Here is a 17,214-nt window from a genome sequence, read left to right as displayed (position 1 = left end):
GCTAATGCCTCTTATTCTGCCGCTGTTTGATGTAATAAAATTGGCAATAAAAATCGCTCAGCAGTAAATATAATTTGTTCAATCAGTGTATCGGTTAACTCAGGATAAAGACGAGTATAATAACTGTCACACTCGGCGGATTGGTTAAATCCGCCTTGCCATGAATTTAAAAGTTGATTGATAGCTCTTTCACTAGCGATAATCTGACCTGTTTTTTTATCATAAGCTGTAATTAACCAACTCCACGAACTTTTTAATGGCATTAATAATGGTTCATTGATCCCCTGCAAATAGCCTTCAACTAAATTAGTTAATATAGTTAAGGACAGATCTGCATTTAAATGTGAAAATCGCCATTCATTATCGTCCCGACCATACATACGACTTTGACTATCAATTTTATCAGGATTTAAAATGCAATAAATCAAATGATCAATCCACAACGAAATACCATCGCGAATCGAAAGCTTTGACGGTCGCCATGTCAATATACCATCATCTTGAATGTGAGTTAACCAACCTTGTAATTGGTAATGTTGATCATTAGATGAAATGGTTAAATTAACTTCTTGCGTTGTCATAACTAAACGTTCTTGGTCAACTTTATTGGCCAAAGGTTGCAGTGATTCAAGTTGATTATCATAAATAATTTCACCAAACGCACCATCTGGTAAGTCACCTGTTAACGCTAATCGTTGATAGAAATCATCTGATTGTTGCGATCTATTGGCAATTAATTCATTTAAAATCTGTAAGTTTAATTGATAGCGCTTTAAGCTATCAAGATTAAAGTTTTCGGCATCTGGTAAGGTATCATCCATATAATTTATATAAAAATTAAACCGTTTTTGTAAAAATAGCCTAATAGAGTGCTGGTAAAATCGTTTTAATTCATCAAGATTAATATTATCTACACTAATAATTGGTATTTCACTAATAAATAACTGACTTTCACCTTGCTGCAATGCTGCAGGTAACCACTCATCGGCATAGCTTTTGGGTTCTTGTAAAAAATTTTGGGGGTTAAACGGTGTGCGTGTATGGTTTACACGTAAAAAATCTAAGCTATTTGTAGTGCTATTCGTAGTGCCATCTGTATTATTTTTAGCCTTGCCATAATATTGGCCAATATATTCCCAAAACTCATCAACAAGTATAGAAGGATAACGTTCACTATTATCTTTCATATCGCGACCAATATAACTGATATACAACTGTTTTTGCGCAGATAAAATTGCTTCTAAAAAAAGGTAACGATCATCTGTGCGACGGCTACGATCCCCTCGTCTTGGATGTTGTGCGATTAAATCAAAATCAAGTGGAAGAGACGTTCTTGGATAATCGCCGTCATTCATACCAAGTAAACAAACAACTTTAAATGGAATAGAACGCATTGGCATCATGGTACAAAAATTTATCTTACCAACTAAAAAACGATGCGCTAAATGATTTTGCTCTAAGCGTGATTGCATAGCATCATGTAGAATAGTGATAGAAATATTATCTGTATAACAAGCCGATAATCCACTATTAATCAGTTCTTGCCATTCTTCTTCGATCATCAATAAAATGGATTCACGTTGAACATTACTTACAAAAAAGTCATTGATTAATTCAAGGCAACAAGGTTGCCAATTAATTAGCGGTTTTTCTTCATTTAAGATAGCAAACCACTTACTTACAACTTTAATAAATTCGGCTAATTGGCCTATTAATTCGGCATCTAAACCTGTTGCACCATCATAAGGTAATATTTGTTGCCAACCGCCTTGTTCACTGTTCATCGTGTAACCGAGTAATAACCGCTCAAGCCCAAATAACCAACTATGTGCACTATCAAGTCCAAAACGAATGCCTGACTCAACAATCCAAGTTCGCAACAAGGTTAATTGAGATTCGTTAATAGCGAATTTTTCGGCAATAGCAGGGATTTCAAGTAAATTAAATAGTTCTTCTGCTGTAAATCGACTATTTGGAAAATTTAAAATGGCAAAAAAGCCTTGAACAATAGGATCGATATTTCGTGCTTTTTGATCTGAAATAGTAAAAGGTAAATAGCGCTTTTCAACAGCATTACCAAAGACGGCTCGAATATAAGGAACATACTTATCAATATCTGATACCATAACTATGCAATCGCGCAACTCCAGCGTAGGATCTGCATCAAAAACCGATAGCAGGTAGTCATACAATACCTCAACTTCACGTTGTTCACTATGGCAGGCATGAAACGAAATCGACTTATCTGTTACGGCAAAAGTTTTATCATCAAAATCGGTTTGATACAGTTCTAAAATATCTTGCTGAATAGCATGTAATAGACAAGAACGATCCTGATCGGCAAACGCTTCAATATCTTGCTTATTATTAAATTCTTGTAACAAAAATAGATTATCACGCCCAAGTTTTCCCCATGAGGTTAACAGAGGATTGGGTATATTATCGGGTGTATTTAATATATCTGACAGCTGTTTTTCAGCAATATCGCCCCAATACCATTTACACGGATTATTAAACATTAAATGGACATCAATATGTTGCCCAAGTGCTGAAAGTAGCGAAAGATAAATAGGAGGAAGAGAAGTAATACCAAAAATAAAAATACGGTTAGGTAATGCATCTAAACGTAAACGTTCAAAGTTATTATTTAATAACATTTCAAGCATTTGTTGATGAATATTAGCGCGATGATAAGGTTGGCTAATTGATATTAGTTTTCGCCACAACTCCGCTTGCCACGTTTCATCAGAATGATGCTTCAATTCGGCAACAGTCTGGTTTGCCTCCCATTTTGCTAACCAATCTGGACGGTAAACTAAATATTGGTCAAATAATCGTGCAATACGCGTTGCGAGCTGATATCGTTTTTTATCTTGCTTATCAATATCAAGATAATGTTTAAGCGCGCTAAACTCAGGTTGTTTAATAACTTGAGGCAATAAATAATACAAACGCCAACTCATTGATTCAACATTAAAGCTATTTTCAATTGGCGCCTCTGGTAATAAGACTTGATAAAGTTGCCAAATAAACTGAGTTGGAAAAAGAAAATCAACATTAGCCACGATACCTAGTTCATTCGCTAACGCAATTTGCAACCATTGTGCCATGCCTTGACTTTGCACCATAACAACATCAGGTGTAAATACATCCTCTAATGGTTGCCTGCGCATCAATTCACTTAATAATGTTTTGAGTAAATCGACTTGATTTGAATGATAAATGGTAAACATAACAACACTAATTATTAGTAAGATTGGGTTAAGATTATCGCTGATTGTTATTAATAAATCTAGTTGCTATTCTAGTATCAATTTTTTATATAAGAAAATTAATTAACGAGTAATATTAGTCTTTTTTGTCAATAATTTTAGATTAAGATAAAGACAAGTCTCATGATAGCAAAAATAATAACTATAATGATGATAATTGTATTGAAAGTGGTCAGTGTTATACTTATACCCATTATTCGCTATAAACATATTATCAGCAACTAATTATCATTAAAGGCAGTTTCCTGACTGATATTGATGAGGAGGTGATTATTTAAAGAGCACATAAAAATTTTTTTTAAATAATGCAAAATATTGGATTGAAGTGATGTAATGTAATGTGATATGTGGTGAGTGTAAACATCTATATGTAACTTGAATCGGCATATGGTTAAAAAGAGCGGTAAAAACGTACAATCACTGGCAGGGGAATACCGTATGCCTGATTTACTAAGATATTTAGAACAATAAACAAAATTTTTTAAAAATGAGGAATAAATCATTGTAGTAACGAACATTCGCCGACTTAAGCCGGCGAATTGTAGCATATTAAATTACGCTTCGTTCCAGCTATCTCTTAATCCTACGGTTCGGTTAAACACTAGTTTATCTTCAGTTGCAAACTTGCTATCTAAACAGAAATAACCTTCTCGTTCAAATTGATAAGCTTGCCCCGCTTGAGCTTTTTGTAAACTAGGTTCAACAAGACCTTGCTTAATCACTAACGAAGTAGGATTAATGGTTGATAAAAATTCCTCTGCTGCACCTGGGTTTGGCGTATTAAATAGACGATCATACAGGCGAATTTCAGCTGCTTTTGCAAATTTAGCTGAAACCCAATGAATTACACCTTTGACTTTACGACCATCTTCAGGATTTTTATTTAAGGTTGCTGGATCATAACTACAATAAATCGTTTGAATATTACCTTCGGCATCTTTTTCAACTCGATTTGCTCGAATCACATAGGCATTACGCAATCGCACTTCTTTACCTAATACTAAACGTTTGTAATTTTTGTTGGCTTCTTCTCGAAAATCCGCACGATCAATATAGATTTCACGAGTGAAAGTGACTTCTCGATGACCCAGCTCAGGACGATTTGGATGATTTGGCATACTAAGCACTTCATCAATAGTATCCGAGAAGTTTTCAATGACAACTTTAACTGGATCAAGCACCGCCATAGCACGAGGCGCATTTTCGTTAAGATCTTCGCGAATACAAAACTCAAGGGTACTCATTTCTACGGTATTTTCTTGTTTTGTCACACCAATTCGACGGCAAAATTCACGGATCGAAGCTGGTGTATAACCACGACGACGTAAACCTGAAACAGTCGGCATACGCGGATCATCCCAACCATCAACAATTTTTTCTGAAACAAGTAAATTTAATTTACGTTTTGAAGTAATCGCATATTCAAGATTTAATCTTGAAAATTCATACTGATGAGGTCGTGCCTCGATTGTAATATTATCTAATACCCAGTCGTATAAACGGCGATTGTCTTGGAATTCAAGTGTACAAAGCGAATGGGTAATATTTTCGATCGCATCAGAAATACAGTGGGTGAAATCGTACATTGGATAAATACACCATTTATTACCTGTTTGGTGATGTTCTGCAAATTTAATACGATATAATACTGGATCTCGCATCACAATAAATGGTGATGCCATGTCAATTTTAGCACGCAGACATGCTTTTCCTTCGGCAAATTTGCCCTCTTTCATTTGGGTAAAAAGCGCTAAATTTTCATCGATGCTACGATCACGATAAGGGCTATTTTTACCCGGTTGAGTAAGTGTTCCTCGATATTCACGGATTTCATCAGCTGAAAGCTCGTCAACATAAGCAAGTCCTTTATTGATTAGCTCAATAGCATATTCATATAATTGGTCGAAATAGTCAGATGAGTAACAAATTTCACCATCCCATTCAAACCCTAACCAACGGACATCTTCTTTAATCGAGTCAACATACTCTATATCTTCTTTAGCTGGATTAGTATCGTCAAAACGTAAATTACATTTACCTTTATAATCTTGCGCAATACCAAAATTTAAACATATTGATTTAGCATGACCAATATGTAAATAACCATTAGGCTCTGGTGGAAAGCGAGTGTGCGTAGTTTTATATTTTCCTGCTGCTAAATCAGCATCAATAATTTGGCGAATAAAATTAGATGGACGATTATCTGTCTCGCTCGGTAATGAACCGCTCATAAAAAAACCTCTGATGATATCTTTATTAATAACAAATTGAGAATATTTGCTATATTATTGCTTATTATGTGACGAATATAGCAAATTTTTCTTATTTCTGAAATGGAAAACAAACGATTCACATCGACAAAATTAGTCTTTGATTAAACCCTGCTATTTTTAACAAAAAAACATATTTTTTTAGAAAAAACACAAAAAACAAAAAATACAATAAAATCAATGCTCTACCGAAAGTTTTTTTTGCTAAAAAATATAACTGATTATATTTATTCATCACCTGATTTTAACGAAACCACAAATCTTGCTCCACCTAGTGGGCTAGTGACAACAAAAGCTTTACCATTATGAAATTCTGCCATAAGTTTTACATAAGCGAGACCTAAGCCATAGCCACCCGTAGTTCGAGTTCTACTAGTATCAAGCCTTGCAAACGGCATAAATATTTTTTCACGCGCATCAAAAGGAATACCAGCACCATCATCATCGATTTCAAGGATGATTCGATTTTCTTGTTTTGTGATATTTAAAACTGCTTTATGTGCAGCATATTTAAAAGCATTTAGTAACAAATTTTTAACTATGGTTTCAACTAAATTAGTATCAATCATTGCATATGCTTCTTGGCTATTACAAGTTAGTTCAAATCCTTTTGGTTTAAATAATGTTAGGGATTGGCAAACTTTTTCACTCCACTGTTTTAATGATACCCTCGTGAAGTTTAGTTCAATATTGCTTTGCTGCATTTTAAAGTAATTTAAACTAGCATTAATTAATGTCTCAAGTTCATTAATATCATCACTCATGCCTTTTTGTAGCGCAAATCTCTCTTTTTCATCGGTTGACTCTTCAAGCATACTAAGTTCAAATCGCATACGGGCAAGAGGAGTACGTAATTCATGAGCCATCGCATGTGAGATTGTTTGATTGGTACCAACTAGATGTTCAATATGCGTTCCCATATTATTTAAAACATTTGCTAGTGGCTTAAATAACCAACCTTTAACATTTTCGGTTCGGGCTTTTAAATTACCTTGTCCTAACTGCTCGGCAGTTTGTCTGATATTAACTAGATCCTTCCATACGGCACTAAAAGCCATATAAATTAAAATAAAAAAAACAATAGCACTAAACAAAGCCCAAATAACAAGAAAGATGGTCAATGACATAGTATTGGATGCCAAAATATCCCGCATTACAATCGGACCTAATTGAAGCAAATTACCATCTTTTAAATCTATATAAACAACCTCATTATCACCATCATAAGAAAATCCAAGTTTTTTTAACTCGTTAAGTACAGTATCAGGTAACGGTGTGTTAATTGGTAACACTTCGATAGGGTAACCAAAATAAGGTTGCAATTCATTAACCACTTCTTGAAGGGGACGATCTTTATGTTCTTTAATTTGCATACGAATCAGATTCACTGTACCTCGTTGAGATTCACGAAATACAACATGATCATCTGGCATATCGGTTAATGATGAAGGTAATGAATCAAAAACCAATAAAGCGCCATAAGCAATAATACTTTGCAATAAAAGTAAAATAACTAGATAAAATACAATACGGCGATTAAAAAACAACGGCTTGGCTAATAGTTGACTCAATGATTTTCTCCTTCTCGCATAAATAAATAGCCTTTTCCTCGCACTGTTTTGATGCGAGATGGATTATCTGGATCATCAAGTAATTTACGACGAAGTCTTGAAACACGAGCATCAATAGAACGATCACTACCATCAAAATCGATCCCTCTTACTTGAGAAAAAATATCATCTCGAGAAAGAATTGCCCCAGCATTATAAGCAAGCAACCATAGCAGATCGAATTCGGCAGTGGTTAAATCAATTTCTTGCTCGTGCAAGAGTACTTTTCGGTTTTCACCGTCTATGACTAGATTATCAAATATTAAAGTTTTATTATTCTGTGGTAAAACAAACTCTTTCGTATTGTCTTTGTCGGTTTCTATCTGTTTCCGTCGTAATAAAGCTCGTATTCGCGCTAGTAATAATCTGGGTTCAACTGGTTTTGCTAAATAATCATCCGCTCCCAATTCAAGCCCAACAATTTCATCAATATTATCTTCACTTGCTGTCATGATCAGTATAAAATTACTAAACCATGTACGAATATCTCGACAAATATCAAAACCTGTTTTTACAGGTAACATTACATCTAAAATAACCAGATCGGGATTAAGTTGTTGAATCTTTTCTTCTGCCCCCTCGCCACTATTATGCCATTCAACAAGATATCCTTGCCGAATTAGATAAACTTGAATTAAATTGGCTAAGCGCTGATCATCTTCAATGATTAATATACGTTCACTCATTATCTGTTCTCGATTACTGTAGCTTGTACCTAGAGATACCTCATTATACAGATAATTCTTTTCCCGTTACAAAATATATACAAAGAGGCTACAAAGTTTATAGCCACTCTATGAGAGAATTTACGCCAATATCTATAAATAGACTATTTTTTATCAAAATGAATACTTTTTCATCAATAGCAAACCATCTTTTTCATCCATCTTATCCACAAAATCACACGCCAATTGTTTTGTGTGATTTTGATGGTACGATTAGTGTTAAAGATGTCACAGATACTTTACTAAGCCACTTTGGTCAACATGGTTGTGATGAGCTTGAAGAATTGTGGGTTAGCGGTAAAATTGGCTCTCAAGAATGTATGAGTAAACAAATTGCATTAATGGATGCAAGCTTAGATGAACTCAATCAAGTTTTATCACAAATTGAAATTGACCCGGATTTTAAATCTTTTATTCATTATACAGAACAGAACAATATTCCCGTACATGTGCTCAGCGACGGTTTAGATTATGCCATTGAGTTTATTTTAAAACGTCATGGTATTGAACATTTACCTATTTTTGCTAATAAATTGATGCATAATAATGCACGCAGTTGGCGCCTTGAGTTTCCTTATGCAAATAAGGACTGTATTAAGCAAAGTGGCAATTGCAAATGTAATCATGTAAAAAAACAACAGCACTTTTCGCAAATATTATATGTTGGTGACGGCACATCAGACTATTGCGTATCACATAATGTTGATTTCGTTTTTGCCAAAGACAAGTTAGTTAATTATTGTGAAAAAAATAAAATTGAACATTGTAAGATTACTAGTTTCGCAGATGTAACCTCGGCATTAAAACAGGCGCAACATGCTGTTATCCCTGTCATGATGGTAAAATAATAAGGAATATTAATGAGTACAATTCAAGATTTATCTTACTTTCTACCAGGTAACAAAAATGGCGTACTTTTGATTCATGGTTTAACTGGTACCCCCAATGAAATGCGCATTTTAGCTAATGGATTAAATAAAGCTGGATTTACTGTTTATGCAATCCAATTAGCTGGGCATTGTGGTACTGAAGAAGATCTGTGTAAAACAACATGGCAAGATTGGTATAAAAGCGTACAAGATGGCGCAGATTATTTAGCACAACATGTAGATAATGTTTTTGTTGCTGGATTATCAATGGGTGCGCTACTTGCACTAAAACTTGCTGCCGATAGACCTGAACAAATTAAAGGTGTTGGTGTTTTAGCCCCCACATTTTGTTATGATGGTTGGAGTATGCCATTTTGGGCAAAAAAACTTTTCTTCTTATTAGTCTATTTTAAAAAATTGGGTATTTTTCAAAAAAAGATTTTCATTGAAAAACCACCCTATGGACTTAAAGATGAACGCATTCGCGCAGTAGTGTCCGAAAGCATGTTAAGTGGCGATGCGGCATCAGCAGGGCTTGCTGGTAACCCGTTTCCTGCACTTGCCGAAATGCAGTTATTGGCAAAAGAGATGCGCAAACAATTACCTAAAGTAATTTCGCCTTGTTTAATTATGCATTCAGGCAATGATGATATCGCCAATATAGAAACTAATGCCAAATTGGTTGAAAAATCGGTATCAGGCTCAACAAAATTAGTGGTATTAAATGATAGTTATCATTTAATTACTATTGACAGCCAACGTCGTGAAGTGATCAAAGAGTGTGCATCGTTCTTTGATAATATCGCAGAAGGAATAAAAGCATAATGTCACCATTAGTTATTATACTTTGGATTAGTAATATCTGTTTTGATACTCTAGGACAAGTCGCTTTTAAATTTGCAGCCATCGCACCAAATAATCGCGATGGTTGGTACTACTGGCTAGATTTATCGAAAAATAAGTGGATTTGGGTTGGTGTTATATCTTATATTGCTGAATTTTTATTATGGTTAGCCTTTTTAACCTTAGTCCCTCTTTCTCAAGGCGTATTACTTGCTTCATTTAATATCATTACGATTATGTTAGTTGGTCGAATTATTTTTAAAGAATTGCTAACCATTTATCGCTTAATTGGGATGCTATTAATCACTGCTGGTGTCATTTTTGTAGGAATGTCTTAATATGGCTAGATTTTATTTAATTGGCTTTTCTGTATTGCTTTTTTTTGACACAATTGCGCAATGTAGTTTTAAATTAACGGCTATCGAAGCTCAACCATTAGAAATGAGTATTCAATGGTTAATTCGAGTATTTACCAATCCTTGGATTTATATTTCAATAGTGGGATATATTCTTACTTTCTTCACTTGGATGACATTATTAAAAAAAGCACCTGTAGGCCCTGCTTTTGCTGCATCACATTTTGAAGTTGTGACAGTTATGATTGTTTCAATCTGGTTATTTCACGAACCTATTACATTATTCAAGTTAATAGGTGCAATATTAATTGTTTCAGGTATTCTCTTTTTAGCTTTAGCAGAAAGTAAATTATCTAAACAAAATTTACACAATCATCAACATTAAATTCTGATCACAATAATGGGAAGGTAGGTAAGGCTTTATACCTAAAATACCTGCTTTCCTAAAACTTTTTTGCCAGTTTATACTGCTAATGCCTTTAATAAGGTTAAATTAAGTTGATGTTGCTCTCGTTGCCAATTGATAAGCTTATCTGGCGATATGGTAGGTTGTTTATCGAGCGAACTGAGTAAACGTTTGAACCAATTTGATGGCTGCCATATAGATAGCTCTCCCGTAATATCACTACCAATAATTCTAGGCTTTATTGATGATATAGTATCAAGAATATGATATGTTTGTAGCTTACCTTGATCCCAATTGGTATGAATTACATCTTCGCTCAATGCATCTTTATCAATCGATAAGTAAACGGGTTGTGCACTGTGATACTGTTCTGATAAAAAGCTCGCAATAAGATCATCTGGTGTTGCAAAATGTCGAAAAGCGTGCCCTAAACCAATTTTTTTTGCCCATGCAACATTGACCTCCAAGCTCCAATAAGTCAACTTTTTATGAAAAAGCGCTGACCATCTATTTTCCCAAAAATGAAAAAGCCCAATATCATGAGACGTAATACCAAGTACATGTACATGACTAACAAAAGGCAAACTTGCCACATAACTAACCCATGAACCACAATGAATACCAAACAAATATCGCATATTGTCTGGATGATTATCAAAAATTACGACTTGAATTGGATTCTCGGCAGAGTATTGTTTAGCTAGATTTTCAATCAGTAATAATGAAATATGGTGATAATCACCACTACCCATTAATACCGTGCCATGGTTTTCAGGTAAAGATTGCTGTAACACATCATTAAATTGGTGAAATTTTTTCTTAGTACAACCAAAACGAATCGCATCTTGCCATTGGGTAAAATCAATCGTTTTAGCATGACAAATTTCACCAACACTTCTATCAAAATTGAGAATAATAGGACATGTCATGTTACTTTCTCCTTGTCACTTTCAAAATGACCAATGAATCTACGCAATACGGTTCTTAATAATGGGTTGCGAATATAGACAAGATGTTTAGTAAAGGTGAATTTTGCACCTAACGAAGCTTTTACTTCGGGATCAGTCCAACCTGCAATATAGTGACTAAAACCTTGCTGTAAAGCATATTCAAGATTAACAAACCAACTTACAAAATAGAGATTAAGTTCCCTTGCCTGTGGATAAACCATACCGATATATTTATCAACTAGCATATTATTAACAACAAAACAAATATTGAACCCCACCAACCTATCATTATAGTGATAAGTCACTATATGTGCATTTTGGATTTTGCATTGTAATAGTTGAGTAAAAAACGGTTTGGTCAATAAGTCAAAATGTATTTCACTTTGCTGATAAACATTAAGATACAATTGATAATACTCATCTAGAACAGTATCATCAAAAAAACAATCATCACCACTATGCAAAACATTAATATTTAATTTTTCACGTGATCTTAATTTTCTTCTAAAATTTTTGCGTCGGCTATAAGAAAACCGTAAAAAAACCTCGTCCATATTTGCAAAGTCAATCGGAACCCAAGCTAATGCCTGCCCTTCAACTTCTATAAAACCATTTTCTTTTAATGACGAAATAAAATCCATTGAATAATGGTTGTCTTTTTCGTTTAGTAAAGGAGACGCAACAGGAATATCTTTAACAATAAAAAAAGGATACTGCTTAGCGTAAGCTGCTTTAAGGTGTTCAGCCAATTGATTCGCATCAACGTTATCAGTTAATAATGCATATTCCGAAACAGTAGCACCAACAAAACAAGTATGAGGTTGTAAATAACGCCGCCATTTATTATAAAAAGGAAGTTTCTGAACTTTATGCCTGAAATCATCATCTGCAGTAGTAAGAAGATCAAACTTAGCAGAAAAAATAGGCACGCCATCTTCGCTCAGCCATGCTGAAAAATCTTGCGGAGGATGGGCTAAAAAATTGTCTATCAATTCATTAGGTTCTAACTGATTAAGGTATTTCATAAGGTAAATCTATGATTGGCTGTAACACATAATCCCGCCAATAGACATTGACGGGATTATGAAGATCAAACAATTAAAGTTCTTTTTTCGCTCGGGTAATTAACTGATCTAGAAGTTCAATACCTTGATCAATTTCCTGACGAGAAATGTGTAATGATGGTGCAAAAGTAATCACATTTTTATAGTAACCACCAATATCAAGCACTAATCCCATTTTGGTACCTTTCCAATCAAGATCACCTGACATACCAATATCAACCATTTTGTCAACTAAGGCTTTATTAGCTGTAAAGCCATCTTCTGTACAAATTTCTGCGCGAAGTGCCAAGCCTAAACCATCAACTTCACCAATTTCTTTATGTTTCTTCTCAAGTGTTTTTAAACCCTCAAGGAAATAAGCACCACTATCCATTACCATTTTTTCGTAATCTGTTTCAGAAGTTATTTTTAATACTTCAAGACCAACAGCCGTACCTAATGGATTTGATGCAAAAGTTGAGTGGGTTGAGCCAACAGGGAATACTTGTGGATTAATTAATTCTTCACGCGCCCATAAACCACCTAGCGGGTTAAGACCATTGGTTAATGCTTTCGCAAAAACAACAACATCAGGTTTAACATCAAAGTGTTCAATTGACCAAAGTTTACCTGTACGATAAAAGCCCATTTGGATTTCATCAACCACCAATAAAATACCATACTGATCTAAAACTTTTTTAAGTCCTTTAAAGTAATTACGAGGAGGAACAATATAACCACCTGTTGCCTGTAAAGGTTCAGCATAGAACGCTGCATATTCAGCTTGCCCAACTTTTGGATCCCAAACACCGTGGTATTCAGTTTCAAATAAACGCGCAAATTCTGCGACTAGATGTTCACCATACTCCTCTGCAGTCATCCCTTTTGGACGACGGAAAGGATATGGGAATGGAACAAACATCGCACGATCACCAAAATGACCATAGCGACGACGATAACGATAACTTGATGTAATTGATGAAGCACCTAGAGTTCGACCATGGTATCCACCTTGGAAAGCAAACATTAATGATTTACCACCAGTAGCATTACGAACAACTTTTAAAGAGTCTTCAATACACTGTGAACCACCTACATTGAAATGTACCCGACCTTCATAACCAAATCGCTTTTCCATACCTTGAGCAATAGTTTTAGCTAATTCAATTTTAGTTGGGTGTAAATATTGGCTAGCACATTGTGGTAAGGTATCAATTTGCTTTTTAAGAACATTATTTAAACGCTCATTGGCATAACCGAAGTTACATGCAGAATACCACATTTGCAGATCAAGGAAAGCTTTGCCTTCTTTGTCATACATATAACTACCTTCACAACCATCAAAAATTTTTGGCGGTTCTACATAATGCACTGTATCACCGAAAGAACAATATTTTGCCTCATCTGCTAACAAAGTAGCATCATCAGGACGGCTATTAATCATTTCTAAAGTTGGTTTACTCATAAGTTGTCTCACTAATTGATATTCAAACATGATAAAATGTGGCATTATTATTCAGGAAATTTGTTTGTTACAATGTACAATTAATGTATAGATTGTGTGACGACAAAACTAACTATCAATAAGATATAAAATTAGTATAAATAACGACAGGTGATCACCTTTTATATATGGGTATGAAAAATGAAAAAAACATTTTGTACACTTTCTATTTTATCAGTAATAACTTTAGGAGCTACCCAAATTGCATTAGCTGATTCCACCTCTATCGGGGGTGGTGTTGGTTGGAGTAATTCACCGTATAAAAGTTATAGTGCTAATTATTACCCTATTCCTCATATTGATTATGATAATGGCCTATTTTTTATCGATGACCTGTCAGCTGGTATTTATGCTTATAATCAGGACAATCAAAGCGTGTCTATTGGCGCACGTTATTTATCTAACGAATTTAAGCCACATGATTCAGATAACCACCAATTAAGGCTACTTGATAGCCGCCATTCGACATTACTGGCAGAAATCGAGTATTCTATTGATACCAATTGGGGAAGTTTTTCTAGTAGTGTAGGAACTGATGTATTAAATAAAAGTAATAGTATTTTAGTAAATGCTGATTATACCGTTCCTTATATGCAAGGCAATTTGATTGTTGCACCTACCATCGGTATAAATTGGGCTAACAATAGGCATAACAATTATTATTATGGTATTTCACATAAAGAATCGTCTCGTTCAGGATTACGATACTTTAATGCCAATGAATCATTAACACCTTATGCTGAAATAGCTGCACAATATTCATTAAACCAAAATATTGCGACATTTGGCGGTGTTCATATTGACAGGTTAACTGGCGATGCTGCAGATAGTCCAATGGTGGATAATAGCACTGTAACTTCGATTTATATGGGTGTATCTTATAGCTTTTAGTAAATATACATCCATACCCAATAACCAAATATGATAGCTTATTATTCTCTATAAGTTGTTGTTCATTTAAACAATGATAAAACCTTTATCACAAAAAATTCAGGAAATAGAAAAGTATGCTTTGGTTTAAAAATGCCATAATTTATCAACTTAATAGCGACACGTTACTTAATAAAGATGCAATAGAAAAAGCTCTAAAGTCTCACCCTTTTACTCCATGTAGTAATTTAGACACCACAAAGATGGGTTGGGTTTCGCCTTATTGTGATAATAACCAAGATGATTTTATAGTTGACATGCAAGGACATTTATTATTACGGATCAAAAAAGAAACAAAAATATTGCCATCCCTTGTAATTAAACAAACTTTATTAGAAAAAATCGATAAACAAGAACAGGTACTAAGCAGAAAACTAACTAAAAACGAAAAAGCCACATTAAAAGATGAAGTTATGATTGATCTAATGCCAAGGGCTTTTAGTAAATATAATCACTATTGGTTATGGTTAGATACACATAATAAACGCATTATTGTTGACTGCAGTAGCTTTAAACAATCAGAAGATATCTTAGCGATTTTACGTAAAGAGCTTGGCTCACTCGCTTTAGCGCCTTTATCGATTGATAAACCGCTTGAACAGGTTATGACCACATGGGCTAAAGAAAACCTAAAATTTCCACCATTTTTACTGGGCGATCAAGCCGAACTAAAAGATCCTCTTGAAGGGAATGGAATTATTAGCTGTAAAAATCAAGAAATCACCAGTGATGAAATGCGTGTCCATTTCGATTCAGGGAAATGGATCACTAAAATTAAAATTATTGATGAAAGAGGCGTTAACTTTATTGTTAATAGTGACCTAACATTTAAACGAATTAAGTTCGATTCTGTTATTTTGGATGAAAACGAAGATATCGGTTCAGATGAATTTGATAAAAGATTAGAAGCTGACTTCTTTATTATGGCTAATACATTAGCAAATTCCATTAATGACTTTTACATAACAATTAACAAAATTATTTGATAAAATTATCTAAATATTTTTCATTGTAATTGCAATAACTATAGATTTGCCTATTATCTATGCTATACTAGGACAAGATTATGGGTAACATAATTATATAAAAATAAGTAATTGTTCTTTTTATTTAAAGTAATTTTTAAATAAAAAAAGAAACTAAACAACGTCTATAACAATATATAAGTTGAGGCAATAAAATGAAAAAAACTACTCTAGCTCTAGCAATCGCAGTTGCCAGTTTAACAGCTACTGCAGCTAATGCAGCATACGAAGATAACACTTTTTATACAGGTGCTAAATTAGGTTGGTCAGAACTTTATAAATTAGATGCCAATAAAGTTCGAGGTTATGATAAAGATGAAGTTGGTATCAAAACTTCAAATCGTAGCAATGTTGCTGGCGGTGCCTTCCTTGGCTTCCAAGCAAATCCTTATTTAGCCTTTGAGTTAGGTTATGATTGGTTAGGTTCAGCTAAATATAAAAGAACTTGGACGAATAATAATACTAAGGCCGGTAATAGCAAAATCTCTGCGCAAGGCGTTTCTTTAACTGGTAAATTAAGCTACCCTATCATTGATGGTCTGGATATTTATGGCCGTGCAGGTGGTATGGTTACTATCGCTAAATGGAAAAATGGTGGAGATGTTAGACAATCTGATAGGCTTAATCATGGTACAAAAACTGACTTATCTCCTGTTTATGCATTAGGTCTTGACTATCGTTTCGATGAAGACTTTTCTACTCGCTTAGAATATCAATACGTTCAACATATTCATACTAAAACTAGTGCATCTCCAGATGCCGGTACTGTAAGCTTAGGTATTACTTACCGTTTAGGTGGTCCTGTTGCTGCTCCGGCACCAGTTGAGTTAAAAACAGAAGTAAACCGTTATGTATTAAATGAAGATGTACTATTTACTTATGCAAAAGCTGACTTAAAAGAAGAAGGACGTCAAGCATTAGACAACTTGCTTACAAACCTTGTAAAAATTAATCCAACTGAAAGTGCTGTCGTAGTAATTGGTCATACTGATCGTATCGGTTCAGTTAGTTATAACCAAAAACTATCAGAACAACGTGCTAACTCAGTAATGAAATACTTAGTTGAAAAAGGTGTTCCTGCTAGCATAATCAGCGCTCGTGGTATGGGGAAATCTCAGCCAGTTACTGGTACAAAATGTCATGCTCTTCGTGGAGCGAAATTAAAAGCGTGTTTAGCTCCAGATCGTCGTGTTGAAATAGAAGTTGAAGCACGTAATGTTAAAGAGGTCGAAGTAACTAATACAACAAATTAAAATTAATTTTTGTTATGAATTATGAGCTAAAACCCGGTTAAATACTGGGTTTTTTTCTACCGATTTTGTTAATATTTAAATTATATATCACCTTGTATCTACAAATTATCCACAAAAAAGGTTATAATACTTTACGGTATTGTTAGTAAGAAAAGTTG

14 protein-coding genes are annotated in these 17,214 nt (G+C 34.3%); 7 read left to right on the top strand and 7 right to left on the bottom strand.

Features of this window, described 5'->3' with window-relative positions:
* Positions 1-11: 11 nt before the first annotated feature.
* The 4 genes from recC to ACGH49_RS03035 all read right to left on the bottom strand — a co-directional run bounded on the left by recC (position 12) and on the right by ACGH49_RS03035 (position 7,838).
* Positions 12-3,233, bottom strand: coding sequence for an exodeoxyribonuclease V subunit gamma (gene recC, locus ACGH49_RS03050; RefSeq protein ID WP_411588210.1), 3,222 nt, complete (start codon positions 3,231-3,233; stop codon positions 12-14).
* Between the two features lie 593 nt (positions 3,234-3,826).
* A complete protein-coding gene (glnS, locus tag ACGH49_RS03045; protein WP_297224017.1) occupies positions 3,827-5,503 on the bottom strand; it encodes a glutamine--tRNA ligase in 1,677 nt (558 codons plus the stop codon).
* A 266-nt stretch (positions 5,504-5,769) separates the two neighbouring features.
* The gene (locus ACGH49_RS03040; RefSeq protein WP_297224018.1) at positions 5,770-7,113 is read right to left on the bottom strand and encodes an ATP-binding protein; all 1,344 of its coding nucleotides are present in this window, start codon (positions 7,111-7,113) and stop codon (positions 5,770-5,772) included.
* The gene (locus ACGH49_RS03035; protein ID WP_065560843.1) at positions 7,110-7,838 is read right to left on the bottom strand and encodes a winged helix-turn-helix domain-containing protein; all 729 of its coding nucleotides are present in this window, start codon (positions 7,836-7,838) and stop codon (positions 7,110-7,112) included. Before ACGH49_RS03035 ends, ACGH49_RS03040 begins: the two co-directional genes overlap by 4 nt.
* 158 nt (positions 7,839-7,996) lie before the next feature.
* On the opposite strand from ACGH49_RS03035, the gene ACGH49_RS03030 reads away from it, so the two are divergent.
* The 4 genes from ACGH49_RS03030 to ACGH49_RS03015 are packed head-to-tail and all read left to right on the top strand — an operon-like array spanning position 7,997 to position 10,330.
* Positions 7,997-8,725, top strand: a complete 729-nt coding sequence (locus ACGH49_RS03030; protein ID WP_065560873.1) for an MtnX-like HAD-IB family phosphatase — start codon at positions 7,997-7,999, stop codon at positions 8,723-8,725.
* A 12-nt stretch (positions 8,726-8,737) separates the two neighbouring features.
* The gene (locus ACGH49_RS03025; RefSeq protein ID WP_411588207.1) at positions 8,738-9,571 is read left to right on the top strand and encodes an alpha/beta hydrolase; all 834 of its coding nucleotides are present in this window, start codon (positions 8,738-8,740) and stop codon (positions 9,569-9,571) included.
* Positions 9,571-9,927, top strand: a complete 357-nt coding sequence (locus ACGH49_RS03020; protein WP_034914277.1) for an EamA family transporter — start codon at positions 9,571-9,573, stop codon at positions 9,925-9,927. The genes ACGH49_RS03025 and ACGH49_RS03020 overlap by 1 nt, the downstream gene beginning before the upstream one ends.
* 1 nt (position 9,928) lies before the next feature.
* Positions 9,929-10,330, top strand: coding sequence for a DMT family transporter (locus ACGH49_RS03015; protein ID WP_065560840.1), 402 nt, complete (start codon positions 9,929-9,931; stop codon positions 10,328-10,330).
* A 77-nt stretch (positions 10,331-10,407) separates the two neighbouring features.
* On the opposite strand, the gene ACGH49_RS03010 is transcribed toward ACGH49_RS03015, so the two are convergent.
* The 3 genes from ACGH49_RS03010 to ACGH49_RS03000 all read right to left on the bottom strand — a co-directional run bounded on the left by ACGH49_RS03010 (position 10,408) and on the right by ACGH49_RS03000 (position 13,809).
* Complete coding sequence (locus ACGH49_RS03010; protein WP_297224020.1) at positions 10,408-11,280, bottom strand: arginase family protein; 873 nt, start codon at positions 11,278-11,280, stop codon at positions 10,408-10,410.
* Entirely contained in the window at positions 11,277-12,326 is a 1,050-nt protein-coding gene (locus ACGH49_RS03005; protein ID WP_065606017.1) for a GNAT family N-acetyltransferase, read from the bottom strand. The genes ACGH49_RS03010 and ACGH49_RS03005 overlap by 4 nt, the downstream gene beginning before the upstream one ends.
* A gap of 73 nt (positions 12,327-12,399) precedes the next feature.
* Positions 12,400-13,809 carry an aspartate aminotransferase family protein gene (locus ACGH49_RS03000; RefSeq protein WP_411588206.1) on the bottom strand — a complete coding sequence of 470 codons (1,410 nt, stop codon included), beginning with the start codon at positions 13,807-13,809 and terminating at the stop codon, positions 12,400-12,402.
* 180 nt (positions 13,810-13,989) lie between these two features.
* On the opposite strand from ACGH49_RS03000, the gene ACGH49_RS02995 reads away from it, so the two are divergent.
* The 3 genes from ACGH49_RS02995 (at position 13,990) to ompA (ending at position 17,056) form a co-directional block, all read left to right on the top strand.
* Complete coding sequence (locus ACGH49_RS02995) at positions 13,990-14,739, top strand: MipA/OmpV family protein (protein ID WP_411588205.1); 750 nt, start codon at positions 13,990-13,992, stop codon at positions 14,737-14,739.
* 116 nt (positions 14,740-14,855) lie between these two features.
* Positions 14,856-15,764, top strand: a complete 909-nt coding sequence (locus ACGH49_RS02990; protein ID WP_411588204.1) for a recombination-associated protein RdgC — start codon at positions 14,856-14,858, stop codon at positions 15,762-15,764.
* A gap of 194 nt (positions 15,765-15,958) precedes the next feature.
* Positions 15,959-17,056, top strand: a complete 1,098-nt coding sequence (ompA, locus tag ACGH49_RS02985) for a porin OmpA (protein ID WP_411588203.1) — start codon at positions 15,959-15,961, stop codon at positions 17,054-17,056.
* The last annotated feature ends 158 nt before the right edge of the window (positions 17,057-17,214 follow it).

This window comes from Gilliamella sp. BG7, assembly GCF_046635565.1.
In the GTDB taxonomy this organism is placed as follows: Bacteria; Pseudomonadota; Gammaproteobacteria; order Enterobacterales; family Orbaceae; genus Gilliamella; species Gilliamella apicola_P.
The sequence above is the reverse complement of the archived record's forward strand: the minus strand, read 5'-3'. Positions and strand labels throughout refer to the sequence as shown.

Coding starts and splice junctions, on each gene's coding strand:
- recC (WP_411588210.1), bottom strand. CDS start 3,233: ATGTTTACCATTTATCATTCAAATCAAGTCGATTTACTCAAAACATTA.
- glnS (WP_297224017.1), bottom strand. CDS start 5,503: ATGAGCGGTTCATTACCGAGCGAGACAGATAATCGTCCATCTAATTTT.
- ACGH49_RS03035 (WP_065560843.1), bottom strand. CDS start 7,838: ATGAGTGAACGTATATTAATCATTGAAGATGATCAGCGCTTAGCCAAT.
- ACGH49_RS03030 (WP_065560873.1), top strand. CDS start 7,997: ATGAATACTTTTTCATCAATAGCAAACCATCTTTTTCATCCATCTTAT.
- ACGH49_RS03025 (WP_411588207.1), top strand. CDS start 8,738: ATGAGTACAATTCAAGATTTATCTTACTTTCTACCAGGTAACAAAAAT.
- ACGH49_RS03020 (WP_034914277.1), top strand. CDS start 9,571: ATGTCACCATTAGTTATTATACTTTGGATTAGTAATATCTGTTTTGAT.
- ACGH49_RS03015 (WP_065560840.1), top strand. CDS start 9,929: ATGGCTAGATTTTATTTAATTGGCTTTTCTGTATTGCTTTTTTTTGAC.
- ACGH49_RS03010 (WP_297224020.1), bottom strand. CDS start 11,280: ATGACATGTCCTATTATTCTCAATTTTGATAGAAGTGTTGGTGAAATT.
- ACGH49_RS03005 (WP_065606017.1), bottom strand. CDS start 12,326: ATGAAATACCTTAATCAGTTAGAACCTAATGAATTGATAGACAATTTT.
- ACGH49_RS03000 (WP_411588206.1), bottom strand. CDS start 13,809: ATGAGTAAACCAACTTTAGAAATGATTAATAGCCGTCCTGATGATGCT.
- ACGH49_RS02995 (WP_411588205.1), top strand. CDS start 13,990: ATGAAAAAAACATTTTGTACACTTTCTATTTTATCAGTAATAACTTTA.
- ACGH49_RS02990 (WP_411588204.1), top strand. CDS start 14,856: ATGCTTTGGTTTAAAAATGCCATAATTTATCAACTTAATAGCGACACG.
- ompA (WP_411588203.1), top strand. CDS start 15,959: ATGAAAAAAACTACTCTAGCTCTAGCAATCGCAGTTGCCAGTTTAACA.